Origin of the sequence: Rhodococcus sp. YH1 (assembly GCF_009939605.1) — a bacterium.
In the GTDB taxonomy this organism is placed as follows: Bacteria; Actinomycetota; Actinomycetes; order Mycobacteriales; family Mycobacteriaceae; genus Rhodococcus; species Rhodococcus aetherivorans.
Genome location: NZ_WVTE01000163.1, coordinates 1 through 26239 on the forward strand (window position 1 = coordinate 1; position 26239 = coordinate 26239).

Annotated in this window: 21 protein-coding genes and 1 pseudogene; 9 read left to right on the forward strand and 13 right to left on the reverse strand. The window is 68.3% G+C overall.

Annotated features, from left to right (window positions below):
* From AIIKEEIJ_RS13275 to AIIKEEIJ_RS13320, 10 genes are all read right to left on the reverse strand, one after another.
* Nucleotides 1-1196: 4Fe-4S binding protein (locus AIIKEEIJ_RS13275; protein WP_161995838.1), on the reverse strand; the 1196-nt coding region annotated here is incomplete at its 3' end.
* The gene (locus AIIKEEIJ_RS13280; RefSeq protein ID WP_161995839.1) at nucleotides 1193-2425 is read right to left on the reverse strand and encodes a 3-hydroxyacyl-CoA dehydrogenase NAD-binding domain-containing protein; all 1233 of its coding nucleotides are present in this window, start codon (nucleotides 2423-2425) and stop codon (nucleotides 1193-1195) included. The genes AIIKEEIJ_RS13275 and AIIKEEIJ_RS13280, both read right to left, overlap by 4 nt.
* Entirely contained in the window at nucleotides 2422-4659 is a 2238-nt protein-coding gene (locus AIIKEEIJ_RS13285; RefSeq protein WP_065922964.1) for a molybdopterin-dependent oxidoreductase, read from the reverse strand. The genes AIIKEEIJ_RS13280 and AIIKEEIJ_RS13285 overlap by 4 nt, the downstream gene beginning before the upstream one ends.
* Nucleotides 4649-6772 (reverse strand): molybdopterin-dependent oxidoreductase, encoded by a 2124-nt coding sequence (locus AIIKEEIJ_RS13290; protein WP_161995840.1) that lies wholly within the window; start codon nucleotides 6770-6772, stop codon nucleotides 4649-4651. Before AIIKEEIJ_RS13290 ends, AIIKEEIJ_RS13285 begins: the two co-directional genes overlap by 11 nt.
* Before the next feature lie 188 nt (nucleotides 6773-6960).
* Nucleotides 6961-8340 carry an MFS transporter gene (locus AIIKEEIJ_RS13295; protein ID WP_161995841.1) on the reverse strand — a complete coding sequence of 460 codons (1380 nt, stop codon included), beginning with the start codon at nucleotides 8338-8340 and terminating at the stop codon, nucleotides 6961-6963.
* 34 nt (nucleotides 8341-8374) lie between these two features.
* Nucleotides 8375-9940, reverse strand: a complete 1566-nt coding sequence (locus AIIKEEIJ_RS13300) for an AMP-binding protein (RefSeq protein ID WP_161995842.1) — start codon at nucleotides 9938-9940, stop codon at nucleotides 8375-8377.
* Between the two features lie 252 nt (nucleotides 9941-10192).
* Nucleotides 10193-11422: a CaiB/BaiF CoA transferase family protein gene (locus AIIKEEIJ_RS13305; protein WP_161995843.1), complete on the reverse strand. Its 1230-nt coding sequence runs from the start codon at nucleotides 11420-11422 to the stop codon at nucleotides 10193-10195.
* Nucleotides 11419-12081: a PaaI family thioesterase gene (locus tag AIIKEEIJ_RS13310; protein WP_029541585.1), complete on the reverse strand. Its 663-nt coding sequence runs from the start codon at nucleotides 12079-12081 to the stop codon at nucleotides 11419-11421. Before AIIKEEIJ_RS13310 ends, AIIKEEIJ_RS13305 begins: the two co-directional genes overlap by 4 nt.
* Nucleotides 12082-12091: 10 nt before the next feature.
* The gene (locus AIIKEEIJ_RS13315) at nucleotides 12092-12859 is read right to left on the reverse strand and encodes an enoyl-CoA hydratase/isomerase family protein (RefSeq protein ID WP_029541583.1); all 768 of its coding nucleotides are present in this window, start codon (nucleotides 12857-12859) and stop codon (nucleotides 12092-12094) included.
* On the reverse strand, nucleotides 12856-14040 hold the full coding sequence (locus AIIKEEIJ_RS13320; protein ID WP_043799881.1) for an aromatic ring-hydroxylating oxygenase subunit alpha: 1185 nt from the start codon (nucleotides 14038-14040) through the stop codon (nucleotides 12856-12858). The genes AIIKEEIJ_RS13315 and AIIKEEIJ_RS13320 overlap by 4 nt, the downstream gene beginning before the upstream one ends.
* 72 nt (nucleotides 14041-14112) lie before the next feature.
* On the opposite strand from AIIKEEIJ_RS13320, the gene AIIKEEIJ_RS13325 reads away from it, so the two are divergent.
* The 7 genes from AIIKEEIJ_RS13325 (at nucleotide 14113) to AIIKEEIJ_RS13355 (ending at nucleotide 20182) form a co-directional block, all read left to right on the forward strand.
* Nucleotides 14113-14709: a TetR/AcrR family transcriptional regulator gene (locus AIIKEEIJ_RS13325; protein WP_043799780.1), complete on the forward strand. Its 597-nt coding sequence runs from the start codon at nucleotides 14113-14115 to the stop codon at nucleotides 14707-14709.
* Nucleotides 14710-15107: 398 nt separating this feature from the next.
* The gene (locus tag AIIKEEIJ_RS13330; protein WP_161995844.1) at nucleotides 15108-16589 is read left to right on the forward strand and encodes an aldehyde dehydrogenase; all 1482 of its coding nucleotides are present in this window, start codon (nucleotides 15108-15110) and stop codon (nucleotides 16587-16589) included.
* A gap of 5 nt (nucleotides 16590-16594) precedes the next feature.
* Nucleotides 16595-17356: an SDR family oxidoreductase gene (locus AIIKEEIJ_RS13335; RefSeq protein WP_029541573.1), complete on the forward strand. Its 762-nt coding sequence runs from the start codon at nucleotides 16595-16597 to the stop codon at nucleotides 17354-17356.
* Nucleotides 17353-18228 carry an NAD(P)-binding domain-containing protein gene (locus tag AIIKEEIJ_RS13340; RefSeq protein ID WP_161995845.1) on the forward strand — a complete coding sequence of 292 codons (876 nt, stop codon included), beginning with the start codon at nucleotides 17353-17355 and terminating at the stop codon, nucleotides 18226-18228. Before AIIKEEIJ_RS13335 ends, AIIKEEIJ_RS13340 begins: the two co-directional genes overlap by 4 nt.
* A complete protein-coding gene (locus AIIKEEIJ_RS13345; protein ID WP_006936371.1) occupies nucleotides 18225-18590 on the forward strand; it encodes a carboxymuconolactone decarboxylase family protein in 366 nt (121 codons plus the stop codon). Before AIIKEEIJ_RS13340 ends, AIIKEEIJ_RS13345 begins: the two co-directional genes overlap by 4 nt.
* A gap of 47 nt (nucleotides 18591-18637) precedes the next feature.
* Nucleotides 18638-19408 carry an SDR family NAD(P)-dependent oxidoreductase gene (locus tag AIIKEEIJ_RS13350; RefSeq protein WP_161995846.1) on the forward strand — a complete coding sequence of 257 codons (771 nt, stop codon included), beginning with the start codon at nucleotides 18638-18640 and terminating at the stop codon, nucleotides 19406-19408.
* Between the two features lie 114 nt (nucleotides 19409-19522).
* Nucleotides 19523-20182, forward strand: a complete 660-nt coding sequence (locus AIIKEEIJ_RS13355; protein WP_050034653.1) for a class I SAM-dependent methyltransferase — start codon at nucleotides 19523-19525, stop codon at nucleotides 20180-20182.
* Between the two features lie 4 nt (nucleotides 20183-20186).
* Here the strand turns inward: AIIKEEIJ_RS13355 and AIIKEEIJ_RS13360 are convergent, their stop codons facing one another.
* From AIIKEEIJ_RS13360 to AIIKEEIJ_RS13370, 3 genes are read right to left on the reverse strand one after another with little or no spacing between them, the layout of a single operon-like run.
* Entirely contained in the window at nucleotides 20187-21287 is a 1101-nt protein-coding gene (locus AIIKEEIJ_RS13360) for a prenyltransferase (protein ID WP_037200535.1), read from the reverse strand.
* Nucleotides 21274-22005 (reverse strand): class I SAM-dependent methyltransferase, encoded by a 732-nt coding sequence (locus tag AIIKEEIJ_RS13365; RefSeq protein ID WP_006936380.1) that lies wholly within the window; start codon nucleotides 22003-22005, stop codon nucleotides 21274-21276. The genes AIIKEEIJ_RS13360 and AIIKEEIJ_RS13365 overlap by 14 nt, the downstream gene beginning before the upstream one ends.
* Nucleotides 22005-23243, reverse strand: coding sequence for a glycosyltransferase (locus tag AIIKEEIJ_RS13370; protein ID WP_161995847.1), 1239 nt, complete (start codon nucleotides 23241-23243; stop codon nucleotides 22005-22007). Before AIIKEEIJ_RS13370 ends, AIIKEEIJ_RS13365 begins: the two co-directional genes overlap by 1 nt.
* Nucleotides 23244-23588: 345 nt before the next feature.
* Between AIIKEEIJ_RS13370 and AIIKEEIJ_RS13375 the strand changes: the two genes are divergently transcribed.
* Nucleotides 23589-24557 carry a cyclase family protein gene (locus AIIKEEIJ_RS13375; RefSeq protein ID WP_006936384.1) on the forward strand — a complete coding sequence of 323 codons (969 nt, stop codon included), beginning with the start codon at nucleotides 23589-23591 and terminating at the stop codon, nucleotides 24555-24557.
* Nucleotides 24554-26238 (forward strand): annotated as a pseudogene (locus AIIKEEIJ_RS13380) (class I adenylate-forming enzyme family protein). Before AIIKEEIJ_RS13375 ends, AIIKEEIJ_RS13380 begins: the two are co-directional and overlap by 4 nt.
* Nucleotide 26239: the final 1 nt, after the last annotated feature.

Here is a 26239-nt window from a genome sequence, read left to right on the forward strand (position 1 = left end):
GACCGCAACACCAGAGACGCGTCGAGGTCCTCGCCGGGCCCCGCCTGGCCGTACGGTGCGATCCGCAGACCCTCGACGCGAGTGCCGCCGAGAATCTCGACCGGCGCGGCCTGGAAGCGTAGCGTGATCCTCCGCCTGCCCGGTTGCGGACGCCGGTGCGCGTACTCGGCGATCGTCTGCAGCTTGATCGAGGCGCCCTCCGGCGCGTCGTAACCGCCGTGGACGGTCACGTCCAGCTCGGGCAACGAGCCCAGCGCCAGCAGTTCCGGTGTCGTGAACGCCCCGTGCTCGGGGCCGCGGCGCCCGAGCACCACCACCTCCTCGATCGCGCTGCGGCGCAGTACATCCAGAGCATGCTCCGCGATGTCGCCGGGCACGAGCCGCTCGGGATCGCGTGCCAGGATCCGCGCTACATCCAACGCGACATTGCCGTTGCCGATCACCACGGCGCGACGCCCCGACAGATCGAACGTACGGTCGGCGTAGTCCGGATGCCCGTTGTACCAGGCCACGAATTCACGTGCGGCAAAGCTGCCCGGCAGGTCTTCCCCCGGGATACCGAGCTTCCGGTCGTCGGAAGCGCCGCCTGCGTGGATCACCGCATGGTGGTGGTCGAGCAGTTCGTCGACGCTGAGGTCACGTCCGACCTCCACACCGAGAAATGCGCGGAAGCCGTTGCGGCCGGCGGTACGGGCGAAGACCCGCTCGACGGCCTTCGTCGTCTGATGATCCGGTGCCACACCGAAGCGGACGAGCCCACCGACGACGGGGAGTCGCTCGAACATGGAGACCTCCACGTCGATGTCACGCCGTTTCAGCAATTCCTCGGCAGCGTAGAAGGCGGACGGACCGGAACCCACGATCGCCACCCGCAGCGGACCGGGCCGCTCGGCGACGACGACGGGCTCCTTCGGCACCTCCGTCGGGCCGGACACGGTCGGGTTCCCCAGGAAGTATGCGGCATTGAGATCCTTGTAGATCTCGGTCTCGGGTGTGAGATCGCTGTCGGGCGCGATCGCCTCCACCGGACACACGTCGGCGCACGCCCCGCAATCGATGCAGGTGTCCGGATCGATGTAGAGCATCTCGGTGCGCGCGTACTGCGCTTCGTCGGGAGTCGGGTGAATGCAGTTCACCGGACACACCGCGACACACGTCGCGTCGTTGCAGCAGGCTTGGGTGACTACGTATGTCATGGATACTCCGGTTGATCGTGTGCTTCCGAACTCTGTTCCGGCGGGAGGAAGCGGTGGCCGTAGCGGTCGGCAAGTTCGCGGGCGCGAGCCGTGAATCCCTCCGCACCACCGGTATAGGACCGCCTGAACGACACGACCCCACCGGTGTGCGCGGGGAATCCGATGCCGAGAACGGATCCGGTGTCTGCGTCGGCCTCGGAACCGATCACACCTTCGTCGAGACAACGCAGCGCTTCGATCACCTCGACGAAGAGCAACCGGTCGCGCATGTCGTCGACCGGGATACTCCGGGTCGTCCCGAACACGTCGCGAAGGCCGGGCCACAACCCGATTCGCGTGCCGTCGGTGTCGTACTCGTAGAATCCGCGTCTCACCGATCGACCGACTCGACCGTGCTCGTCGATCATCCGGTCGCGGACACGGTCCGCACCAGTCGCCCGCCACGCGCCGCCGGCGGTCCCGACAGCGGCTCGGTTCTCTCGCTGCACCGCGCGGTTGAGGGTCAACGTGATCTCGTCGAGCAATTGCAATGGCGGCACCGGGTATCCCGCTTCGAGCGCCGCACGCTCGACGAGGACCGGATCGATTCCTTCCCCGACCGCGACCATCGCCTCGTCCAGATAGGGCTGCATCACCCGGCTGGTGAAGAACCCCCGGCTGTCGCGCACCACGATGGGCGTCTTCCCGAGCTTCCGTGAGTACGTCAAGGATGCCGCGAGAGCGGTCTCCGAGGTGCGCGTACCGGTGATCGTCTCCACCAACGCCATCCGGTCGACGGGCGAGAAGAAGTGCATCCCGACGAAGTTCGCCGGACGTGCCAGCGTGGATGCGAGCGTTGTGATCGGCAGGGTCGACGTCGTCGACGCGAGGAAGGTGCCCGGGTCGGTGACGGCCTCGACCGACTGCAGGACCTGTTGTTTGGCGGCGACGTTCTCCGCCACGGCCTCGACCACCAACGAGGCCGGCGCGAGGTCCGAAACCCGTTCGGTAGGCGTGATGCGGGCGAGCAACGCCTGTGAGACCGCCGTATCCGTCGTCCCGGCCTGCAGTGCACGCATTTCGCGCCGGTCGGCGTACGCCCTTCCGCGGCGCGCACCCTCGAGGGTCCGCGCAACGAGCACGACGTCGGCGCCGGCCCGTGCGCACGTGTACGCGAGGGCCGATCCCATCATCCCGGCGCCGACGACACCGATCGTGGTGCCGGTCAGAGCACCCGACTCCCCGGTCATGACTGCGGCCTTTCCACGCGGGTGACGTCGACGGGGAAACCGTTGAAGATCGGGGCGCCTGTCAGCGGCTCGACCACGGTGTCGTCGACCAGGGCATTGACGTTCGCACCGGGTGCAGCGGCCGAGCGAGTGGTGCGGAGACCACGGCCGTCGTGACCCCACCCGTGCGGCAGGCTCACCACGCCCTGACGCATCGCGTCGGTGATGCGCAGTTCGGCGACGACAGCGCTGGTCTTCGATGCGATACGCACCGTGTCGCCGTCCACGAGGTTGCGTGCGGCAGCGTCGAACGGATTCATGAACAGCGCACACTGACCTGTGTCGGGCTGTGGCAGCGCATTGTGCAGCCAGGAGTTCATACCGCGACGCTGTCGCCGGTTGACGAGGACCAGCTCCGGCACGGGTTGTGCCAGCGTGTCACGCAGGCGCGGCAGGTCGGCGGTCAACGCATCGGGGACGAGGTTGATCCGTCCATTCGGGGTCCGCAGCACCTCGGGGATTCGCGGTTGCAACGGCCCGTAGTCGATGCCGTTGGGATTGCGTTCGAGCAGTTCGAGGGTCAGTCCGCCGGGAACGGCACCGAACCGGTCGCCGTACGGGCCGCTGCGCAACCTCAGGTCCAGCAGCCGCTGCGGGCCGGTGCGGCCCGCGGTCGCCCGTACGACGTCGTCGAGTTCGCAGCCCGCGAGCTTCGCTGCGCGACGGATCGCTGTGGTGGCGACCTCGTCGTCGAGCTCGGTGACCGGCCGCTCCGGTTCGCCACGGACGATTGCCGCGAGGCGCAGCAAAATCTGCCACTCGGGGACCTGGCCCGGACTCGGCTCGAGCAACGGGGCCGTGTACCGGGCCACATTGCGCACCTGGAAGTGGGTGAGCGCGAGGTCGTGGTGGCCCCGCGTCGTCAGCGGTGGAGGTGGCAGGATGACATCGGCATAGCGGGTCGTCTCGTTGAGGTACCCGTCGATGCACACCATGAATTCGAGATCGGCCAGGGCGGCCTCGACAGCGTGGCTGTTCGGAAACGACCGTGCCAGGTTGCCGGAGATCGTGATCAGGCTCCGCACCTGTCCCGGGCCCGGGGTCAGGACTTCCTCGGCGAAACAGACCGCGGGGATCTCTCCCATCGCCTCCGGCATGTTCCGGACCCTCGACCGCCATCGGTCGAACACGAGCGGAGCCTTCGGGTTGGCGGGCCAGGTGGTCGGACCGCCTGCCGGTGGCACGGGGAACATCGCGCCCCCCGGCCGATCGAGGTTGCCGGTCACGATGTTGAGGATCTCGACCATCCAGTTGGCGACCGAACCGAACTCCTGTGTGCACGAACCCATCCGGGAATGGGCAACGGCCGAGTCGGCAGCGGCGAAATCCCGTGCGATCCGGCGGATCACGTCGGCGTCGATACCGCAGATCTCCGCGACCGCGTCCGGGGTGAACTGTTCTGTGAGCCGAAGGACGTCGTCCAATCCGTCGACGTACCCGGTCAGGCGCCCGGGCGCAGCAAGCCCCTCGGTCGCGATCACCGAGACGAGTGCGAGCAGGAGAAACGCATCGGTACCGGGCCGGATGGCGAGATGGAGGTCGGCGACCTCCGCCGTCCGGGTGCGCGCCGGGTCGACCACCACCAGGGTGCCACCGCGCTCTCGCAGCGCTTCCAAACGCCTCCCGATTCCCGGCGCGGTGACGGTGCTGCCGTTCGACACGAGCGGATTCGACCCCAGGATCAGCAGATACGACGTGCGGTCGATATCGGGGACCGCCATTCCGAGCCCGGTTCCGTAGAGCAATGCGTTCGCGTAGTTCTTCGGAAGGGTGTCGATGCTGGCGGGCGAGTAGACATTGCGGGTGCCGATCGCCGAGATCAGCGGCAACGTGTAGAACGACGGGTCCAGGTGGTGCGCGGCCGGGTTGCCCGAGTAGACAGCGCAACTGTTGGGGTCCGCCGCGATGATCGGAGGCAGTCGCCGACCGATCTCGGCAAACGCCTCGTCCCACGTTGCCTCACGGAAATCGTCCCCGTCGCGGATCAACGGAGTGCGGATGACGTCGGGGTCGTTCTCCAGTTGCCCGAGGCCCAGCCCCTTCGCGCAACTGTGCCCTGCGGTGAACACGTCGTCGGGGTTCGGCCTCACCGACGTCACCGTGCGTCCGCCGAGTTCGAAGAGCAGACCGCACGTCGCTTCGCACAGCGGACAGATGCGTGCGCCTACCGTCGTGGCGGAAGTGTCAGTGAGCACCGGCGGGGACCTCCGATTCGACGGCCACCGGGACCGCAGTCATCACCGGCATCGCGTTGATGTTCTGGACTCGGTCGTAGCCGGTCAGGTCGTTGACATTGCTGCCGACTCCGCGGGGGTCCGCGTCGGCGTCGGACGCACCCCAGCAGTGGGTCATCGAGACCGTGCCCTGTCGGACGGTGGGGTCGGTGTGTGCGACAGCCCGGATGCGGCCGTGGGCCGAGCGGATGCGCACGATGTCGCCGTGTTCGATGCCGAGCTGCCGCAGGTCCTGCGGATTCACGTGTGCGGGGTTGTAGCCGAAGCGTGCGAGCCCGCTGACATCCCGGCCCACCGAATTCATCAGCTCCCGCATGCGGCGCACCGTCAGCCGCATGGTGAGCCCGCGTTGTGGCGTCGACTCACCCAGTGCAGCAGCGATTTCTGCGCTCACATCGTCCGGGCACAGGGCGAGGCGATGTTCGGACGCTCCTTCTGCGGGCGGACCGACCACCTTCTCCTCCGGAGGCGCGAGCGTGCCGCGTCGTGCCGACATCACTTCGTCCATGGAAACGCGCCCGCGTTCTGCGAACATCGCGAGCATTTCGTCCGAGGTGGGCGGCACGTCCGGATCGAGCACCCGCCCGGCGAACTTCACCGTGTGCCCGGCCGCAGAGGCAAGGCGGAAGAAGAACTCCCAGTCCTCGATCACGCCTGCGGGCGGAGCCACGAGTCGTGGTGTGTATTGCGCGAAGGGCCGGGCGAAGAAGAACTCCATCAGCAAGGTGTGGTCGGGTCGCTCGTACGCCATCGTCGGCGCGATCACATAGTCGGCCAGCCGGGCGGTGTCGGACATTCGCGTGTCGACGCAGACCAAGAGCTCCAGCTCGCTCAGTGCACGTTCGACCTTCTCCCGATCCGGCAGGGCCCGCGCCGGGTTCCCGCCCGAGACCACCAGTGCCCGCACCCGGTCGGCGCCCGGCTCGAGGATCTCGTCGGCAAGAATGCCCGACGGCAGCTCGCCGTTCATCGTGCCGATCCCGCCGATGCGGCTGCGGAACCCGGATTCCCAGGTCCGGTACGGCGGACGAACCTCCGCCTTCAACGGGGTCGTCCGTGCGAGAACGTTCCGGTTGGGTGTCACCTCGCCTTCGCGGAGGTACCGACCGCAGACGACGTTCAGGCACGCGGCCAGGTGTTCGGCGACATTGGAATGCGGGCCCATGCACACCCCGGTGCCCGTTGTCGCCATGCCCCGCCGCCCCGCCGCGAACATCCGGGCCGCGCGGATGACATCGGCGGCCGGCACGCCCGTCACCGCTTCGGTGTGCGCCGGTGTCGCCGGTGCGACCGCCGCGCCGAGCTCCTCGAGGCCGTCTGCGACGCGCTCGCAGAACCCGTGATCGTGACAACCCTCGGACAGGATCACGTGCAGCAGTCCTGCGAACAGTGCGGCATCGGTGCCGGGGCGGAGCTGCAGGTGCAGGTCCGCACGAACCGCAGTTTCGGTGCGCCGAGGATCGACGACGATGAGCTTCAGCCCTCGCTCGCGCGCCCTGCGGATCGTCACGGACGGGTTCTGGGTGATCGCGCCGTCCCCGTCACCGCCGTTGAGCGACACCATCGGGTTCGTGCCGGCCAGCAGCCACACGTCCGCGGTGTCGAAGCGCTGGCGCCCGCCGAGATACTCCCCCATCCGCGACTGCACGATCCACTTGGCGGACTGATCGATCGTCATGGTCGAGAACAGTTTCCGGGATCCGGTGGTGCGGAACCACGCCCGCGCCATCGGGCCGGTCAGCGCCGCGAAGTTCTGCTGGGTTCCCATGAACAATGCCAGTGCGTCCGGACCGTGCTCCCCCGTGATCGCTTCGAGGCGCTCGGCAATCTCCGCGATCGCCACCTCCACCGGGATGGGCTCGAAGTTGCCGCCGGGGGTGCGGCGCATCGAGGTGGTGAGCCGATCCGGCCCCTGATGGAAGTCGCCACCACGACGTCCTTTCGGACACGAGTAGCCGCCCGACAACGGGTGCAGTCCGTCGCCGACGATGCCGAGGATCCGATCGCCGTCGACCTCCACCCGCACCCCGCACGAGGCGGGGCACAGGCGGCAATAGGACAACTTCACCGGCACTGTCCGCTCCGTCCGCTGTTCGGCAGAGGCGATGGGCTCTGCAGGATGTGATGATCGTCACCGACGTCATCGCAATCTAACATCTGTAGGTAAATGGCACAACATGAGCCTGTTGCGGCGGCCACGAACGGCAAACGGTTATTCACCAGCAGAACTCCATGCGGTGAATAACCGTCAACCGCGTAGGGCTATTCGGCTGCAGCCATGGTGTGGGGTGTCGTAGCGGTCTCGGAACGGCGGTTGCTCTGCGCTCGGCGATTCCGGATGGACATGACCCCGAGGGTCACGACAGCGAGCAGCGTCGGCACGATCGTGAGGAGGAAGATGCTCTGCGCACCCAACCCCGCCGCGATCAGAAGCGCGCCGACCGCCGGACCCGCGATCGAGCCGATTCGCCCGAGGCCCATTGCCCAGCCGACACCCGTCGCGCGGACCGCAACCGGATACACCGTGGCTGCGATCGCGATGATGCCGGCCGAGCTACCGGACATGCCGAATCCGACGAAGAAGACCGCCAGCAGCAGCAACCATCCGCTGCCGAGAAGCATTGCGACCAGCGCAGTGAACACGGCTCCGAGCGTGTAGCCCGCCATCACCACGACGAAGCCGTTGCCGATCCGGTCGGTGATCCGGCCGAATGTCAGCGCACCCGTCATCCCGCCGAGGTTGAACAGCGACGCGGCGAGCAACGCGGTCGATGCGCTCCGACCGCCTTCGCCGAACAGCGTCGGCATCCAGCTGAGCAGAAAATAGATGACCAGGAAGTTGATGACGAACACGCCCCACAACAGGACCGTGTCGACCGCGCGGCCGCCCTGGAACAGGACGCTCACCGGCGACTTCGTCACGGTCGACGTGTCCTGCACGAACCTGGCCGTGGCGGTGACGCGTGCGTGGGGCGCGATCTCGTCGACGATGTGCGCGGCCTCCTCGTTGCGGCCTCGGGCAACGAGGAACTTCACGGATTCCGGCAGCCACCGCATCGCCACAGCCATCAAGATCAGCGGTAACACGCCACCGACGACGAACAGCGCCTGCCACCCGAACTTCGGGATGAGGAACGCGGCCGCGAAACCACCGACGAAGCCACCCAGCGACATGCCCGCGACCGTCACGGTCACCATCGTCGCCCTCATCCGGGCAGGACTGTATTCGCTCACCATCGCGATGAGATTCGGTGTCACACCGCCGAGGCCGAGACCCGCGATCACGCGCAGCACGATCAGCGCCGTCATGGAGGTCACCAGCGCGGTGGCGAGCGTGAACACCGCGAAGATGACAGTGCACACCATGATGATCCTGCGGCGGCCGTAGCGGTCGGCCAGCGGCCCGAAGAGCAGGCTGCCCACGACCATCGCGCCGGTACTCAGCGCGAGCGCGAAGCCGAAGGACGCGGGCGACAGTCCCCAGTCCGCCGACATGGCAGGAATGACGAACCCGATGAGTTGTGCGTCGATGCCATCGAGGATCGCGAGACCGAGGCACAGGGCGAGGACACGCTTCTGCAGGGATGACAGGGGCGAGTCGTCGATGATCTTGGTGATGTCCACATCGCGGGTACTGCTCACGGTGCGTGTCCTCTCGGAGAAGGGGAAATGAACCTCAGGACCGGGACGTCGCGGCATCCGCCGACTGCGCCTCTCGGGGTACCGGGATCGCATGGGCCGGCGGCGTCTGAAAGCGCTCTCGGAGAACAGCCTTCGCGAGCTTGCCCGAGAAGGTGCGCGGCAGCGGTTCGTCGAGCGCGAGCGCCACCGCGGGGCGCTTGAATCTGGCCAGGTTCCCGCTCGCGACGCACGCGATGTCGGTGACGATGTCGTCCGCCGGCCGGTGACTGTGGAACACCACCATCGGGACCTCACCCCATCGGTCGTCCTTGACGCCGATCACCGCGAGGTCGACCAAGCCGTCGATGCCGTGCAGCGCCTTCTCGATCTCGGCCGGGTATACGTTGAGTCCACCGGAGATGAGCATGTCCTTGCGGCGGTCGACGACCTTGAGGAAGCCGCCTTCGTCCTGCAGGCCCAGATCGCCGGTGCGCAACCAGCCGTCGACAAGCGTGTCCGCCGTCGCCTCGGGCTTGTTCCAGTACTCCCGCATGACGTGCTCGCCGCGCACCAGAATCTCGCCGACCTCGTTCGGTGCGGCGAAGCCACCGGCGATGCTGCCGATGCGCACCTGGGTGCCGGCCAGGGCCAGGCCGGCGAAGCCCGGCCGGGTACGAGCGTCCTCGTAGTACAGCGTCGAGACCATTCCCGACGCCTCGGTCAGTCCGTACGCCTGGGTGAGCGGCACGCCGCGGCTGTTGTAGAAGTCGAGCAGGTCCAGGCTTACGGGTGCGCCACCGGCGCCGGCGAACGTGAACTTCGCGAGCTTGCGGGTTCCGAAGTCCGGGAGCTGGGCCATGCGCTCCCAGATCACCGGCACCGTTGTGGTCGCGGTGACCTGCTCACGCTCGAACGTGTCCAGGGCGATCGCCGGATCGAACTCGCGCAGCAGCACCATCGTCGATCCCGGCAGCACCACGAGCTGCATGAAGATCGACAGGACCGAGCCGGTGTAGACGAGGGGCGCCGAGCACATCACGCGGTCGCGGCGGGATATGCCGTGGCTGAGCACCTGCGCGATACCGGGCGCGAGTGCGCTGCGATGTGTGACGAGCGCACCCTTCTGTATACCCGTGGTGCCCGAGGTGTAGCAGATGAATGCCGGATCGGACGCCTCGATGTGAACGTCCGGCACGTTTCCGGGGTCGAGCAGCGTCTCGTATGCACGGTGGTCGCTTCCACCGATCGCGAAGATCTCGAACTCGGTTTCGGCCGCTGCCTCCTCGAGCAACGGAGCCAGCTCGTTCTCCACGATCACGACCCGCGGCGCCGAATCCACGAGCATCGGAGCCAGTTCCTTGCCGAGCAGTCGGAAGTTGAGCGGGACGCTGATCGCACCGAGCTTGAGTGTCGCGAGGATGACGTGCGCCAGTTCCGGTCGATTGAGCATCATCACCCCGACGCGGTCACCCTTACGAACGCCCCGGGCGGCGAGGCCACGGGCCAGCGCGTCGGTGACTGCGTCCACCTCGGACCACGTCTGGGAGGTGTTGCCGAACACGATCGCCTGCTGGGCGGGACGAGTCTTGCCCCAGTATCGAACCAGATCGGTCAGATTCATTGTCGTCTCCTCATGCTCGCCGTGGCGGCGTACCCCGCTCTCGCTCACGGCGGTGGGGGTGCGGCCCGCGCCGGGCCCGTCCACCCGATTCGGACGCGCCTCCGTCGGGCGGCGCGTCTGGAGTTGCTGCGCGACCGTCGGGCCGGATCGCCCACCGAGGCGGTGTGTGATCGCCGTCACCGAGGTCGCAGTTAATCTAACATCTGTAGATAGTTGGCACAACAGAATGCGGGGATTCCGACCTTGCCGCCCCTACCCGCGCGAGATCGGTCCCATCGCGTCGGAATGGTCGGATACACTGCGTGTTAACACTTTTCGGAGGACTTCCGCTGTGTCCGCCCCGAGCTCCGGCGGTAGCGACGGCGCGAACTTCTCATCCTGCACCCGGACCGGGCTCACCACGAACTCGAGCTCACCCACTCCCTCGTACTCGACGCGGTACGTGTTCGCGCGACCGGCGAAGTGTGGATCGGCGATCATGTCCCGGACGCTGTTCACCGGTCCACCCGCGATGTCGTGCGCGAGGAACAGCGCGACCCACTCGTCACGGGTGCGCTGTAGGAAGATCTCGCGAAGCTCGCGGTATACACGGTCGGCGCGCGCCGGCGCTTCCGGATCGGTACCCGCCAGATCGATCTCGAGCAGATCCGGCCGGTCGACGGCCATGCAGAAATTGCGCCAGAACTTGTCGACGTGCGAGCCGAACAGCACGGCCTCGTCGTCCTTCGTGCGGTACGCCTCGAGTCGCGGCCAATCGGGCAGCCGTCCGTCCGGCAGCCACGTGGGGCGATGGATGGATCGATCCTTGTTGAGTTCGGCATCGACCAGGTCCGGCATCCACGACGCGGCCACGTCGATGCCCGCCACCTCGAGCTTGCAGCCGCGACCGGTGCGACCGGCACGATGTACCGCTGCGAGCAGGCCCATCGCGCCGTAGGCACCCAGCGCGTACATCGCGATCGGCGCAGTCGTGGACCCCGCGATCCCGTCGGTCGGCGGTTCCTCCGGCGTGCGCACGTCGCGCAGCCCCGCGTACGCATCGAACACAGGACCCCCGGTCCCGAGCCGGCTGTAGGGCCCATCGGATCCCATACCCGAGACCGTGCAGAAGACGATCTTCGGATTGACCTCTCGCAGCTGGTCGTAGCCGACACCGAGCCAGTCGAGGTAACCGCTGCGCATGCCCTCGACGACCGCGTCACACGTCCGGGCGAGATCGAGGAAAGCCTGCGCGCCTTCGGGGGACCGCAGGTCGAGTGCAACGCTCTTCTTACCCCGGTTCCACCTCAGATGCATGAACGACGGACCGTCCTGGTCGCCGATCGCGCGGCTGCCGCCGATGCGTACCGGATCGCCGAGCGGCCCTGATTCGATCTTGATGACTTCGGCACCCAGGTCGGCAAGGTGCCCACCGACCGATGCGGGCGCCAGTTGTGCGACCTCGAGGATGCGCATGCCCTCGAGCAACGAGTAACCACTCATACGTCTCCTCCTTCGGAAATATTGAGCGTCTGTTCGGGTTTCAGTTCCACCCAGAGTCCGTCCGCATCGGCGACGAGCACCTCGCCGTGGTACATGGTTCCGCGCATGAACCGCTTGCGTCCGTCCTGTCGCAGGTACTCCGCCTCCACACGGAGTTCGACGTCGAGTGGGGCAGGCGCCCGGAAGTTCACGTTCAGATAAGCCGTACGCGCCCAGGGACGTCCGGAATCATTGGCGAGCCGGGCCATGATCTCGTCGAAGATCAGCGGTGTGACACCACCGTTCATCGCGTAACGACCGGCATGGAAGCGCCCGACCGTGACCCGCCCACGAGCGGTCGTTTCCGTCACCGCGTCGATGTGCAGCGGGGGCGCCAGGGCCTGTCCCCGACCGGCAAGATCCCAGCGATGACCCGCGATCTGATCGTCCTCGCCTACCTCGAGTTCTTCCAATCGCTGTGCAACAGAACGCAGTGTCCCGGCGATACCCGACGCGGCGGCAGGGTCGGGACGCGACCGCGTGAAAGCCTCCTGTACCGCACGGACTGCGGCGACCAGCTCGGCGAACTCGTCGCCGGCCTCGACTGTCGGATCGAACGGATCGTTCCAGTCCGGATTCCAGATATCGATCGGTGCGCTCGGGCGTAGCGAGACGTCCATGATGCCCCTTTCAGTCGGTTCCCGCACGGGCACCGAAGAATTCCGTGAACATGTCGCCGATGGGGCGAGGGCGCAGCGCGGTGCGTGCGACCGCGTTCTCGCGGTCGAAGCGGCTGCGCAGATCCTTACCATGCCCGGCGAGCAGAAGCGATTTGATCTCCCGGACCGCCTCGGGTGGTTGCGCTGCGATCTGCGCCGCGGCCTCCAGCGCGGTCCCGAGAACGTCACCGTCACCTGCGTATCGGGTGAGCAGGCCCATCCGATATGCCTCGTCGCCGGCGACGGCACGCGAGGTCATGAGCAGATCTCGCGTCTGTCCGGCCCCGATCAAGGTGTCGAGCACCCAGGTCAGGTTCGCACCACCGTACTTCGCCGCAGTCACGGTGAATTGTGTCGACGATCCGCCGACCCGTAGGTCGGAGCAGACAGCGAGCAGTGTCCCGGCGCCGTACGACACGCCCTGAACTGCCGCGATCGTGGGCTTGGCGAATTCGAGATACCGCCAGAGCAGTTCCTCGCGCTCGAGCATCGCCTCCAGGTTCGCGTCCGACGACAGTGCCGCGAGTTCCTGCAGGTCGTACCCTGCCGAGAAGGCGCGCTCACCGGACCCGGCGATCACCACGACCCGGACGGCGTCGTCGCACGCTGCACGGGTCAGCGTCTCGTCGAGTGCCCGTTGCAGCGACAGCGAGATCGCGTTGTGTACCTCCGGACGATTCAACGTCAGTTGCAGTACACCCGGTGCGGGAGACGATTCGAGCAACTCACGCGAGGTCATGTCGTCACGCCGGCCTTCTTCCGCCGCTCCTCCGCGATCGCAGCGGCATCGCCCGAGATCATCTTGTGGAAGACCTGCCCAGGCAGTTCGTTCCGTCCGTAGACGAGTTCGTCCACCTGGCCGTGCGCGACGTTGTCGGTGATCGTCTTCGTGACGAACCAGTCCTCCGCGTGGAGAGTCTCCATCAGGAGTTCCCAGTTCTTCTCGAGTACCCGCTTCTCCCGGGGAGTCGTGGGTTCGGCCGGAGACAGCAACCGGATGGTGCAGTACGAGACGTTGGGATCGTCGACGTCGGGGACGATGGTCCAGACCTCGAAGTGATTCGGCTCGGTGACCAGCATCGTGCCGGGATAGATCGTGTAGTTCGCGAGCGAGTAGTCGCGGACATCGAAGGAATCCGGATCCGCATCGCGAACCTCCGTGATCGCCTTGCGCGCCACAACGATTCGCCACGACCTGTCGACGAGATCGAAGGCCGTGATGTTGCCCTCGAGGAAGTTGCACACGGTCTTGGTGTGCAGCTGGCACAGATGGTAGGAGTCCTGCACGCCGTCGACCGCGATCTTCCAGTTCATGTCGAGCTTCCAGGTCTCCTTGCGGACCTGGAACGACGTGGCAATACCGGTGTCGGCGACCTCGGCGTCGTGCTTCTCACCGAGCACCCTCGCGATGTCCAGTTCGGCACCGACCGTCGGCACGACCCAGACGAGCCCGTGCCGCACCTCGCACGGGAACTCGACCAGCCCGTACTGCGATCGATCCAGGCCGTCGAACCCTTCGGCGTGAGGCATTCCCCGCAGCGCACCGTCACGGCCGTACGCCCAGTTGTGGTAGGGGCAACTGAAGAGGCGCTTGCATCCCGATTCCTCGAATTCGACCTTGGAACCTCGGTGCCGGCACACGTTGGAGAACGCCTTGACGCTGCCGTCGGACTGCCTGATCACCAGCAGCGGCGTGCCGATGAGCTCGGTGGTGACGAAGTCGCCGGTCTTCTTCAGCTCGTCGATGTGCGCCACGATGTGCGGAAATCGGCGCACGACGTCACGTTCGAGGCTCGCCAGTTCGGGGTCGTTGAACACGGAGAACGGAACACGAAGCATCTCGTCCGCGTAGTCGGTGCTGTTGTTGTCGACGTGCGCGATCAGGCGCCGAGTGAGGTCGATCTTGTCTTCACGCTGCATGACCCCAGCGTGGCACATGAGACATGTGGCGTCTAGTGTCTTATCCAGATTACCCGGCGGTATGGTGCATGCGTGGCACACAAGACGGACACCGAGACCACGGACGTCGGCGCAGCGATCCTTGTCGCCGCCGAATCATGCTTCGAACAGTTCGGTATCACGAAGACCACGATGGCCGACGTCGCGCGAGCTGCAAACATGTCCCGGGCGACCGTCTACCGCTACTTCTCGGACCGCGAATCGCTCATTGTGGCGTCGATCGTCCGCCGCGCACGGATGAACATGGAGCCGTGGCGAGTGCGCATCCGGAAGTACCCGACATTCGGCGAACGGATCGTCGAGGGCCTGTGCGCCAATATCCGCCGAGGCCTCCGCGACCCGATGATCCATCTCCTCGTTTCCCCCGCCGAGGCAACACTCGCCACAACCCTGCTCGCGACCTCGGGCCGTGCCGTCCAACTCACCCGCGAACTGTGGGAGCCGATTCTGCTCGAGGCCCGGGAGTCCGGAGAGCTTCGCGCCGATGTCGATCTGGACCTGCTCTACGAATGGCTGTCGGAGATCGAGATGAACTACATCAGTGCGCTCGGCGCCAGTGCGGGCTCGCTCGACCGGTTGCGGGCGAAGCTGTACGCGTTCGTCGTGCCGTCGCTACTCGCCCGCCCGTAGACCCCGCGGGACCACCACTCCCCATCGACGCCGCGCGATCGGGCGTTCCCCGCCCGCTCCGGGCCGATCACTCGACCCCGTGGGGAGCCGGCCCCGGAGGAGCCGCCGAGGCTCGGGGCCGCGGCGTACCCACGCCGGGGACCGACCGTCGTGCCGTGCGCCGACTCGTGCCCAGTCCCATCGTCCGGCCCCTCCGCACGCGTGCCGCTTCGCCGGGCGACGCGGGGCATTGCGTCACGCACTTGTCCGAACTATAGTCCAGACAACTGTCCAGACAAGGGGCACCCGAGGCACGCAGCGAAGGCGTCAGCATCGCGTACCGACCGGTCCCCGCCATGTGCGCATCCGAATCTCCTACTACACCTGACACTTTCCAATCTCCAGAACGGAAACGTCCGATGTCCCTGATTCCCGGCGACAGCTCGGCTCTGCTCGTCGACGGCAAGCTGGTTCCCGGCTCCGGCGGCACGTTCGAGGTCGTGAACCCGGCCACCGCGGAGGTGCTCGGCACCGCCGCCGACGGCACCGCCGCCGACATGGACGCCGCGATCGAGGCGGCCCGTCGCGCCTTCGACACCACGGGCTGGTCCCGCGAGCACGCCTTCCGCGCCCGCTGCCTGCGTCAGCTCCGCGATGCGCTGCGCGGCCACATCGAGGAACTGCGGGCGATCACCATCGCCGAGGTCGGCGCACCCCGGTTCCTCACCTCCGCCGCCCATCTCGAGGGCCCCGTCGACGATCTCGGGTACTTCGCCGACCTGGCCGAGAACTACCCGTGGCAACAGGATCTCGGCAATGCCGCACCGATGGACATCCCCACCCACCGCTACGTGCTCCGCGAGGCGGTCGGTGTCGTCGGGGCGATCACACCGTGGAACTTCCCGCACCAGATCAACTTCGCCAAGCTGGGTCCCGCGCTCGCCGCCGGCAATACGGTGGTGCTCAAGCCCGCGCCCGACACCCCGTGGTGCGCCGCGGTCGTGGGCCGGATCCTCGCCGAGGAAACCGACATCCCGCCGGGCGTCGTGAACATCGTGACGTCGAGCGACCATGCCGTCGGCGCCCTGCTCGCCACCGACCCGCGGGTGGACCTCGTGTCGTTCACCGGCTCCACCGCCACCGGACGGTCGGTGATGCGCGCCGCCTCGGAGACGCTGAAGAAGGTGTTCCTCGAACTCGGCGGAAAGTCGGCGTTCATCGTGCTCGACGACGCCGACCTCGGAGCCGCATGCTCGATGGCCGCCTTCACCGTGTGTACCCACGCCGGGCAGGGCTGCGCCATCACGACCCGTCTGCTCGTCCCCCGGAACCGCTACGACGAGGCGGTCCGCGTCACCGCCGACGCCCTGCGCGGCATCCGGCCCGGCGACCCGAACGAGCCCGGCACGGTGTGCGGTCCGCTGATCTCCGAGCACCAGCGCGCACGGGTCGAGGGCTACCTGCGGCTCGCCGTCGAGGAGGGCGGGACGATCGTCGTCGGCGGCGGCCGTCCCGCCGAGCACCGGCGTGGCTTCTTCCTCGAACCGACGCTGATCGCCGGGGTCGACAACACCGCTCGCGTCGCCCGGGAGGAGATCTTCGGGCCGGTCCTCGTGATCCTCCCCTACGACGGCGACGACGAGGCGATCCGCATCGCCAACGACTCCCCCTACGGCCTGTCCGGGGCCGTCTGGGGCACCGACGAGGACCGGGTCCGCCGGGTCGTCGAGGGGGTCCGCACCGGCACCCTGGGCGTCAACGGAGGCATCTGGTACGCCGCCGATGCTCCCTTCGGCGGCTACAAGCAGTCCGGAATCGGCCGCGAGATGGGTGTGGCCGGATTCGAGGAATACCTGGAGACCAAGCTCGTCGCCGAACCGGCGGCGAAGCAGAGAGGCTGACGAACATGACCCGCAGCACAACGCGTTTCGCCGACCGCACCGCGATCGTCACCGGATCGGCGCAGGGAATCGGCGAGGCGTACGCCAGAGCCCTTGCCGCCGAGGGCGCCTCCGTCGTCGTCGCGGACATCGACACCGAACGCGGCGAGCAGGTCGCCGAGCAGATCGTCGCCGACGGCGGCATCGCCGTCTTCAAGACCGTCGACGTCTCCGATCCCGACTCGGCCACCGAGCTCGCCGCCTTCACGGTCGAGACGTTCGGCAGCATCGACCACGTCGTCAACAACGCCGCCATCTACGGGGGCATGAAGCTCGACCTGCTGCTCACCGTCCCGTGGGACTACTACAAGAAGTTCATGAGCGTGAACATGGACGGCGCGCTCAACATCACCCGCGCGGCGTGGCCGCACATGACGGACCGCGGCGGTTCCGTCGTCAACCAGTCCTCGACCGCCGCGTGGGTGTACTCCGGCTTCTACGGCCTGGCCAAGGTCGGTGTCAACGGCCTGACCCAGCAGCTGGCCGTCGAACTCGGCGGCTCGAACATCCGCATCAACGCGATCGCCCCGGGTCCGATCGACACCGAGGCCACCCGCACCGTCACGCCGGGAAACATGGTGGCGGACATGGTCTCCACACTGCCGCTGAAGCGGATCGGTACGCCCGGGGACCTGGTGGGAATGTGCCTGTTCCTGCTCTCCGACGAGGCGAACTGGATCACCGGGCAGATCTTCAACGTCGACGGCGGCCAGGTGATCCGCTCGTGACCAGGCTCGGCTACATCGGCCTCGGCAACATGGGCGCGCCGATGGCGAAGCGGCTGCTGGACCGGCCGGGTGGGCTCACCGTCCTCGACGCCCGGCCCGAGGCCGTCGAGCCGTTCACCGCGGCCGGCGCCCGGGTCGCCGGCGACCCCGCCGACCTGGCGCGCGACTGCGACGTCGTCTGCGTCACCGTGGTCGACGACGCGCAGGTCCGCACCGTCGTCGCCGGGCTGCTCGACACGGCCCGGCCCGGCACGGTGATCGCGGTCCACTCGACCATCGCCGACACCACCGCCGTCGAGCTCGCCGCCGAATGCGCCGACCGCGGCGTCGAACTGGTCGACGCGCCCGTCAGCGGCGGGGCCCCCGGCGCCGAGCAGGGCCGGCTCGCGGTGATGGTCGGCGCCTCCGACGCGGCGTTCGACGCGGTACGCGAGCCGTTCTCGCGGTTCGCCGACCTCGTCGTGCACGCCGGTCCGGTCGGCGCGGGCACCCGGATGAAGCTGGCCCGGAATCTACTGCACTTCGTGTCGTTCACCGCGGCCGCGGAGGCGCAGCGCCTCGCCGAGGCGGCCGGGCTGGACATCACCGCGCTCGGGAAGGTGGTCCGCCACACCGACGCGATCACCGGTGGCGCCGGGGCGATCATGCTCCGGGACACCACCGCACCGATCCCGCCGGACGACTTCTGGTTCCCGATCCTCGACCACGTCCGCGCCCTGGGCGAGAAGGACCTGTCGCTGGCCCTCGGCCTCGGCGCCCGTCTCGGCGTCGACCTGCCCCTGGCCACGCGGGCACTGACCGGCCTGGGACCCGGACTCGGCGTCGGCACCGGAGACGTCGCGAGCCGGAACCGACGAGAGGAACGCATATGACCGACGATCGCCGCCGCCGCGGCCTGGACATGATGTCGAAGGTGTACGGCTGGGAGATGCAGGACGGGCCCGGCGACCACTTCGCCGTCACCGCGGACCACCTGTTCGCCGACATCTGGTCCCGGCCCGGGCTCAGTATCCGCGACCGGCGGCTGCTGCTGCTCGGTGCGCTCACCGCACAGGGACTGATCGACGTGGCCGAGATCCAGGTCGGCGCCGCCCTCCACAACGAGGAACTCGACGAACAGCAGCTGAAGGAGATCGCCCTGTTCCTGTGCCACTACGTGGGGTGGCCGCTCGGCACCAAGCTCGACTCGATGATCGGCGGCGTGCTCGCCGAGCGCCGCAAGGCGGCGAAGTGAGCCTGCCACCGGCTCACCGTGCGGCACGAGAACACAGGGAGTGACGAGTGCAGGACTTCGCGGACCGGCCGGGCGCGGCCCTCGTGGCCGGCGGCACCGGCGGGATCGGCCGAGCGGTGTGCCGGGTGCTGGCCGAGCGCGGCAGCGACGTCGCGTTCATGTTCCGCCGCAGCGGGGCGGCCGCCGCAGCCCTGACGACCGAACTGTCCGCGCTCGGCGCGAAGGTGCTGTCGCTGCAGGTGGACCTGGGCGACAGTGCCGCGGCCGCCGGCGGCGTGGACGCGGTGATCGAATCCTTCGGTGCGCTGCACACTCTCGTCTACGCGGCGGGGCCGCACGTGCCGATGCTGCACCTGAGCCGGGTCACGCCCGCGCAGTTCCGCGACCAGCTCGTGGGCGACGCGGGCGCGTTCTTCAACCTCGTCCGTCCCGCCCTGCCCCGGCTACGGGAGTCGCGGGGCAGCATCGTCGCCGTGACCACCGCCGCGACCCGCCGGTTCCCCGTCCGGGACGGTCTGTCGGCCGGGCCCAAGGGTGCGATCGAGGCCCTCGTGCGGGGCCTGGCGGCCGAGGAGGGACGGTTCGGTGTGCGCGTGAACGCGGTGGGGCCGGGCATGCTCACCGACGGCACGGCCGCCCGGCTGATCGGGTCCGGCGATCTCGACGAGCACGCACTGTCGGTCGCGCGGAACAACATTCCGCTGCGCCGCTTCGGCGACGCCGAGGACATCGCCGAGGCGGTCGCGTTCCTCGCCTCGGACCGCGCGGATTTCGTGTCCGGGCAGACACTCGACGTCGACGGCGGTTACGGCGCGTGATCGGCGCCCACCGTGCGCGGGGTACCGCACCGGAACCGGCGATGGGTAATGTGCTCGTCAGTACACGCCGCTTCAGCACCCGCCACCGGACCGCAGCGAACGGAGACCGCCGTCATGACCCGTACCACCCTGCCCCGGGAGATGATCGAACTCGCCGAGGCGACACCGGGTTTCATGCCGATCGACGAGGGCACGGCCCTGCACGACGCCGCGGTGCGCTACCTCGGTGACGGTGTCGGTGTCGAGATCGGCACCTACTGCGGGCGCTCGACCGTCTATCTCGGTGCCGCCGCGAAGGCCACCGGCGGCACGATCGTCACGATCGACCATCATCACGGGTCCGAGGAGCACCAGCCCGGGTGGGAGTACCACGATCCGGCCCTCGTCGACGCGCACACCGGCCGGCTCGACACGGTGGGCCGGTTCCGCCACACCCTCGCCGACGCGGACCTCGAATCCCACGTCGTCGCGGTGCTGGGGCGGTCGGGCCAGGTCGCGGCGTTCTGGCGGACCCCGGCGGCGTTCGTGTTCGTCGACGGCGGTCACAGCAGCGAGGCGGCGCAGGCGGATTACGCGGGCTGGGCTCCCTGGGTGCGTGTCGGCGGGGCCCTGATCATCCACGACGTGTTCCCCGACCCGAAGGACGGCGGACGACCCCCGTACGAGGTCTACCTGCGCGCGCTCGGCAGCGGCGAGTTCGCCGAGGTGTCGGTGACCGGGTCGCTGCGGGTGCTCGAACGCACCGGTGGCACCGTCGGAGTGCTGCCGGGCTGACGGCTCAGACCGTCACCCGGCAGTCCTCGTGGCAGTTCTCGGTCGCGACCCATCCGGAGGGTGCGGCGGCATCGCGGAACACACCGTTGCCCGCGGTGCTGCGTGAGAGCGCGTCGGCGGCGAGGATCACGGCGGCACTGGTCCAGGAGCTCTTCTCCACGGGCCAGCGCTTACCGTCCGTGAAAACCATTCCGGTCCAGTACGACCCGTCCGGATCGCGCAGATGCTGCATGGCCGCGAGCAGTTCCCGGGCCGTCGTGGCCTCACCGATCGCGTCCAGCGCGAGCACGAGTTCGCAGGTCTCGGCCCCCGTCACCCACGGCCGATGGTCGACGCAGCGGATTCCGAGACCTCCGACCACGAAATCGTCCCAGCGTTCCCGGATCCGTTGCCGGGCCGGCGCACCGCGCACCGCGCCGCCGAGGATCGGGTAGTACCAGTCCATCGAGTACTCCGGTTTGGGCGCGAACGCCTCCGGGTGCCGGCGCAGCACGTGCCCGAGCCGATACCATGCGACCTCCCAGTCCGGGTGGGGATCGCCGACCACCTCCGAGAGGCGCAGGCCGCACTGCAGGCTGTGGTGGATGCTCGAGCACCCCGTCAGCAGGGCCTCGTCGGCCGCGCCGTGTTCTCCTCGTGCCCAGTAGATCTCACCGCCTGGCGCCTGCAACTCGAGCACATGGTCGAGGGCCGTCCGCACCGTCGGCCACAGCCGTTCCACGTGGTCGACGTCGCCTGTGACGAGGTAGTGGTGCCACACCCCCACCGCGATGTATGCGGTGAAGTTCGAGTCGGCGTCGTGGTTTTCGACGGCGTCCTCGCGGAACTGCATGGGCCACGAGCCGTCCGGCCGCTGGGTGCGACGGGACCAGTCGAAGGCCGCCTCCGCCTCTTCGAGCAACCCCGCGGCGGTGAGAGCCATCGCGGACTCGATGTGGTCCCACGGATCCGTGTGACCACCGGGGAACCACGGGATCGCTCCGGAGGACTCCTGCATGTCGGCGATCGCGCGGGCGGTGTGCAGGCACTGTTCCTCGGACAGCACTCCCGGCACGGCCGGAACCGCCGGCCGTGCCCCGCCGGGGCGGAAGTCAGCGGCCGGCAACGGGAACCGTCGGCTTCTCGAGGTAGAACACGACGCTCTTGCCGAGCACCGGGTTCAGCAACGACTCGGCGGTGCGCGTCAGCCACGGCCCCTGCATCAGGTCCCACACGAGGAGCCGGTGATACGCCTTCGTCAGGGGGTTGTCGTCGTTGTCGACGCCCACAGCGCATTTGAGCCACCAGTACGGCGAGTGCAGGGCGTGCGCGTGCTCCCGGCCGCGCACCGTCAGGCCTGCCGAGGTCAGCTCGGCCGCGAGCTCGTCGGCCTTGTAGATCCGCACGTGCCCGCCCTCGACCTCGTGATACGCGTCGGACAGCGCCCAGCAGATCTTCTCCGGCAGCCACCGCGGCACGGTGACGGCCGCGACGCCGCCCGGCTTGAGCACACGCACGAATTCGGCGATGGCACGGTCGTCCTCGGGCACGTGCTCGAGCACCTCGGAGATCAGCACGACGTCGAAGGTCTCGTCGTCGTAGGGCAGGGCGAGGGCATCGCCCACCTCGGCCCGGGCGAGGGCACCCTCGGGGACCTGGCCCTCGAGTTCCATCGCCGCGAACATGTCGCCGACGGCCTTCATGTCCTCCGCGCTGCGGTCGAACGCCACCACGTCGGCGCCCCGACGGTAGAGCTCGAACGAGTGCCGGCCCGCGCCCGCCCCGATGTCGATGGCACGGTCGCCGGGCTTGACCCCGAGCCGGTCGAAATCGACTGTCAGCATCAGGTGTTCGTCCTTCCTGCCTGCGCCGCCACGGTGTCCTGGTAGGCCCGGACGGTCCGGGCGGCCACGGCCGCCCAGCTGAATCGCTCGAGCACGCGTGCCCGTGCCACCGACCCGAGACGGATCTGCTCGGCGGGATCGTCGAGAACCCGCGCCAGCGCCGCGGCCAGCTGTTCGCTGTCCCCCGGAGGCACGAGGATGCCCGCGTCGCCGACCACCTCGGGGATCGCGCCGGCGCGGCTCGCGACCAAGGCGGTGGCGCAGGCCATGGCCTCGACCGCGGGCAGCGAGAACCCCTCGTAGAGCGACGGGACCACAGCCACCTGCGCCGAACCGAGCAGCTCGGCCAGCTCGCGGTCGTCGATCCCGGAGACGGTGCGCACCGCGTCGCCGATGGCCAGCTGCTCGATCAGCTTCTCGGTGACCCCGCCGGGCGCGAGCCGGGTGACGAGCACCAGCTCGACCCGCCGTTCGGTGCGCAGCTTCGCCACCGCCTCGAGCAGGTTGGCGACGCCCTTGAGCGGCGCGTCCGCGCTGGCCACGCACACGATGCGGCCGGGCACGCGCTCGGCCGTCGGCGGGGCGAAGACCTCGGTGTCGACGCCCAGCGGGATCGTGCGCAGCCGCCCCTCGGGGATCTCGAAGGCGGTACGGATGTCGTCCTCGGAGGACTTCGAGACGGTGAGCAGGGTGGGGATGCGCCGCGCCACCCGGGCCTGCATGCGCAGGAACCCGTACCAACGGCGCAGGGTGAGCTTGCGGCGCAACGTCGGCGCGCTCGCGAGGTCCAGTTCCCGGTCGCGGGTGATCGGGTGGTGGATCGTCGCGACCAGTGGCAGGCCCGCGTCCGCGATGCGGAGCAGGCCGTAGCCGAGGCACTGATTGTCGTGTACGACGTCGAACTCGGCGGCCCGGGCCCGCAGCAGCCTGGCGGCGCGCAGGCTGAAGGTCAGCGGCTCCGGAAAACCCGCCGTCCACATCGTGCCCAGCTCCAGGAGGTCGATCGCGTCGCGAATCTCGCGCGGGTGCGGAAAGCGGAACGGATCGTCCTCGCGGTAGAGGTCGAGACTGGGCACCTTCACCAGGGTCACCCCGTCGTCCAGCTCGGGGTACGGCTGGCCGGAGAATACCTCGACGTCGTGGCCGAGCGCCGCGAGCTCGCGGCTGAGGTGTCGAACGTACACGCCCTGACCACCGCAGTGCGGCTTGCTGCGGTACGACAGCAGAGCTATTCGCACAGATCACCTCGTTCGTCGTGTCGCCGGAGCGGGTCCGTCCAGAAGATCGAACTCACTCTAGAACATGTTCTCGTCCGACGTGCAACCCGGCGCAGCCCTGCGGATCAGCGCCGGAACCGCACCAGGTCCAGTGCAAACTGAACGTACAGGGTGGCGAGCCGTTCCGCCGTCGAAGACCCGCCGGGACGACACCGGACCGGGCCTGCGGTGCGCATTGCGAGCGGGCGGCGCGCCCTCGTCCTCCGCGGGTTGACACCCGGCGATGTGACCTACACCATAAGCGCACGCTTACCGTACGAACGCTCGGTGAGCGACGAGTGCACCTCGACCCGAAAAGGAGACGGTATGTCCGACGCCCCGTCCATGCGCGAACTGCTCGGCGACGACGCCCCCAGCAACTGGGGACGCTGGGGCGCCGACGATGAGCTCGGAGCTCTGAACTTCCTCGGCACCAAGGAGGTTCTCGGCGGAATCGGCGAGGTCAAGTCCGGCGACGTGTTCACCCTGCAGATCCACATGGGCCGCAAGGAGGCCCCCGGCGATCCCCTGTGGCCCAGCCGCAGCGGCATCGATCGCCGCAACACCCTCGACGAATCGTCGTGGGACGGCGAGGACGCTCCGCAGTTCCCCGGCGGACTGCACTACGCCGACGACACAGCCACCCTCTTCCTGCAGGGCTCCACCCAGTACGACGCCCTCGGCCACGTCTGGTACGACGGCAAACTCTGGAACGGATACGACGCGCGCAGCACCGTCGGCAGCATGGACAAGGCCTCGGTGCTGCCGATCGCCGAGAAGGGCGTCGTGGGCCGGGGGATCCTGATCGATATGGCGCGCCACCGGGGCAAGGACTGGCTCGGCGCCGGCGAGACCTTCGACCACAACGACCTCGAGGCGGCCGCCGCCGCCCAGGGCGTGACCATCGAACCGCACGACATCCTCGTGATCCGGACCGGCTGGCTGAAGTACTGGTACAGCCTCGACGACACCACCGAGTTCTACACCGACTTCTGCGAACCCGGCCTGACCTACAGCCGCGAACTGGTCGAATGGTTCCGGAACCGGGAGATCCCCAACCTGGTCACGGACACCATCGCCAACGAGGTGACCACCGACCCGGCCAGTGGCGTGGCGCTGCCCCTGCACTGCGCGCTCATGCGCAATCTCGGTGTGGCCCTCACCGAGATCGCCTGGCTCGAGGACCTCGCCGACGCGTGCGCCGCCGACAACCGCTGGACCTTCCTGTACACCGCGGCACCACTGAAGGTCGTGGGCGGCACGGGCGCTCCGGTCAATCCGGTCGTCATCCGATGAGCGCAGCCGGACCCCGCCACGCACGCACGGGCGTCTACGACAGCAAGCCTTGGCTCGCGCGCTACGCGCCCGGCCTGCCGATCCACATCGAGCCGGAGTACACCGACGCGCTGGAGATGTTCCGCGCCACCGTCGCTCACGATCCGGACGCGGACATCATCCGCTACTTCGACGGGCGCCTGACCCGCCGCGAACTCGACGAGCAGTCCGACGCGTTCGCGGCCGCACTGACGGCCCACGGCTTCCGCCCGGGTGAGCGGGCGGCGCTGTTCCTGCAGAACGTCCCGCAGTTCGTCGTGGCGCAGCTCGGTGTCTGGAAGGCCGGCGGCATCCCGGTCTCCGTCAACCCCATGAACAAGGAACGCGAGCTCGGCGAAATCCTCCTGGACTCGGGGGCTACCGTGCTCGTCGCACTCCAGGGGCTGTACCGGGACGTCGCACAGCACGTCGTCGCCGGCACCGCCGTCCGGATCGTGATCACCACGTCCGAACTCGAATACCAGACCCGCGGAGACGAGCGGATCTTCTCCGGCATCGAACGCCTCGATCTGCCCGACACCCTCGACCTGCAGACCCTCCTGGCCGAGTTCCGGGGACGGCCCGTCCCCGTGCACACTCTCGGCCCGGACGACATCGCGTTCCTCACCTACACGTCCGGTACGACCGGGCCACCGAAGGGCGCGATGACCACTCACCGCAACGTGGTGTTCAACGCCCGCACCTACCGGGAATGGGTGGGACTCGGCGCGGACGACGTCGTGCTGGGAATCGCCCCGCTGTTCCACATCACCGGGCTCGTCGGGCACATCGCTGTCGCCCTGCTGACAGGTGCGCCGCTGGTGTTGATGTACCGGCTCGACCCCGGCGTGACCCTCGAAACGGTGGCGGTGGAGCGGGCGACGTTCACGGTCGGCTCGATCACCGTGTTCATCGCGCTGATGAACGCCCCCGGCGCCCGCGGGGAGTCGCTGAAGACGCTGACCAAGATCTTCTCCGGCGGAGCGCCGATACCACCGAGCACCGTCGCGGCGTTCGAGAGATTCTCCGGGACGTACATCCACAACATCTACGGCCTCACCGAAACCACCTCCCCCTCGCATGCGGTTCCGTTCGGCACCCGGGCTCCGGTGGACGAGGCGTCCGGCGCCCTGTCGGTCGGAGTCCCGACCTTCGACACCGTCGTGCGGATCGTCGACGAGGACGGCAACGACCTCCCGTCGGTGCGGTGGGCGAGCTCGTCACGTCGGGCCCGCAGGTGGTCGCCGGCTACTGGAACAAGCCCGAGGAGACCGCGACCGCACTGCCCGGGGGTGCCCTCCACACCGGGGACGTCGGGTACATGGACGCCGACGGCTGGTTCTACATCGTCGACCGCAAGAAGGACCAGATCAACGCCGGTGGGTACAAGGTCTGGCCGAGAGAGGTCGAGGACGTGCTCTACGAGCACGAAGCGGTGCGCGAGGCCGCGGTGGTGGGGGTGGTGGACAGCTACCGCGGCGAGACGGTCAAGGCGTTCGTCAGCCTCCGTCCGGGGCATTCGGTCACCGCGGAGGAACTGATCGCCTTCGCCAGGGAGAGAATGGCGGCATACAAGTACCCGCGGCTGGTGGAGATCATCGACGAGATCCCGAAGACCGTGTCCGGCAAGCTTCTTCGCCGGGAACTCCGGGCCCGCGGCTGAA

Coding starts and splice junctions, on each gene's coding strand:
- AIIKEEIJ_RS13280 (WP_161995839.1), bottom strand. CDS start 2,425: ATGACCGGGGAGTCGGGTGCTCTGACCGGCACCACGATCGGTGTCGTC.
- AIIKEEIJ_RS13300 (WP_161995842.1), bottom strand. CDS start 9,940: ATGAATCTGACCGATCTGGTTCGATACTGGGGCAAGACTCGTCCCGCC.
- AIIKEEIJ_RS13305 (WP_161995843.1), bottom strand. CDS start 11,422: ATGAGTGGTTACTCGTTGCTCGAGGGCATGCGCATCCTCGAGGTCGCA.
- AIIKEEIJ_RS13310 (WP_029541585.1), bottom strand. CDS start 12,081: ATGGACGTCTCGCTACGCCCGAGCGCACCGATCGATATCTGGAATCCG.
- AIIKEEIJ_RS13315 (WP_029541583.1), bottom strand. CDS start 12,859: ATGACCTCGCGTGAGTTGCTCGAATCGTCTCCCGCACCGGGTGTACTG.
- AIIKEEIJ_RS13320 (WP_043799881.1), bottom strand. CDS start 14,040: ATGCAGCGTGAAGACAAGATCGACCTCACTCGGCGCCTGATCGCGCAC.
- AIIKEEIJ_RS13330 (WP_161995844.1), top strand. CDS start 15,108: ATGTCCCTGATTCCCGGCGACAGCTCGGCTCTGCTCGTCGACGGCAAG.
- AIIKEEIJ_RS13335 (WP_029541573.1), top strand. CDS start 16,595: ATGACCCGCAGCACAACGCGTTTCGCCGACCGCACCGCGATCGTCACC.
- AIIKEEIJ_RS13345 (WP_006936371.1), top strand. CDS start 18,225: ATGACCGACGATCGCCGCCGCCGCGGCCTGGACATGATGTCGAAGGTG.
- AIIKEEIJ_RS13355 (WP_050034653.1), top strand. CDS start 19,523: ATGACCCGTACCACCCTGCCCCGGGAGATGATCGAACTCGCCGAGGCG.
- AIIKEEIJ_RS13365 (WP_006936380.1), bottom strand. CDS start 22,005: ATGCTGACAGTCGATTTCGACCGGCTCGGGGTCAAGCCCGGCGACCGT.
- AIIKEEIJ_RS13375 (WP_006936384.1), top strand. CDS start 23,589: ATGTCCGACGCCCCGTCCATGCGCGAACTGCTCGGCGACGACGCCCCC.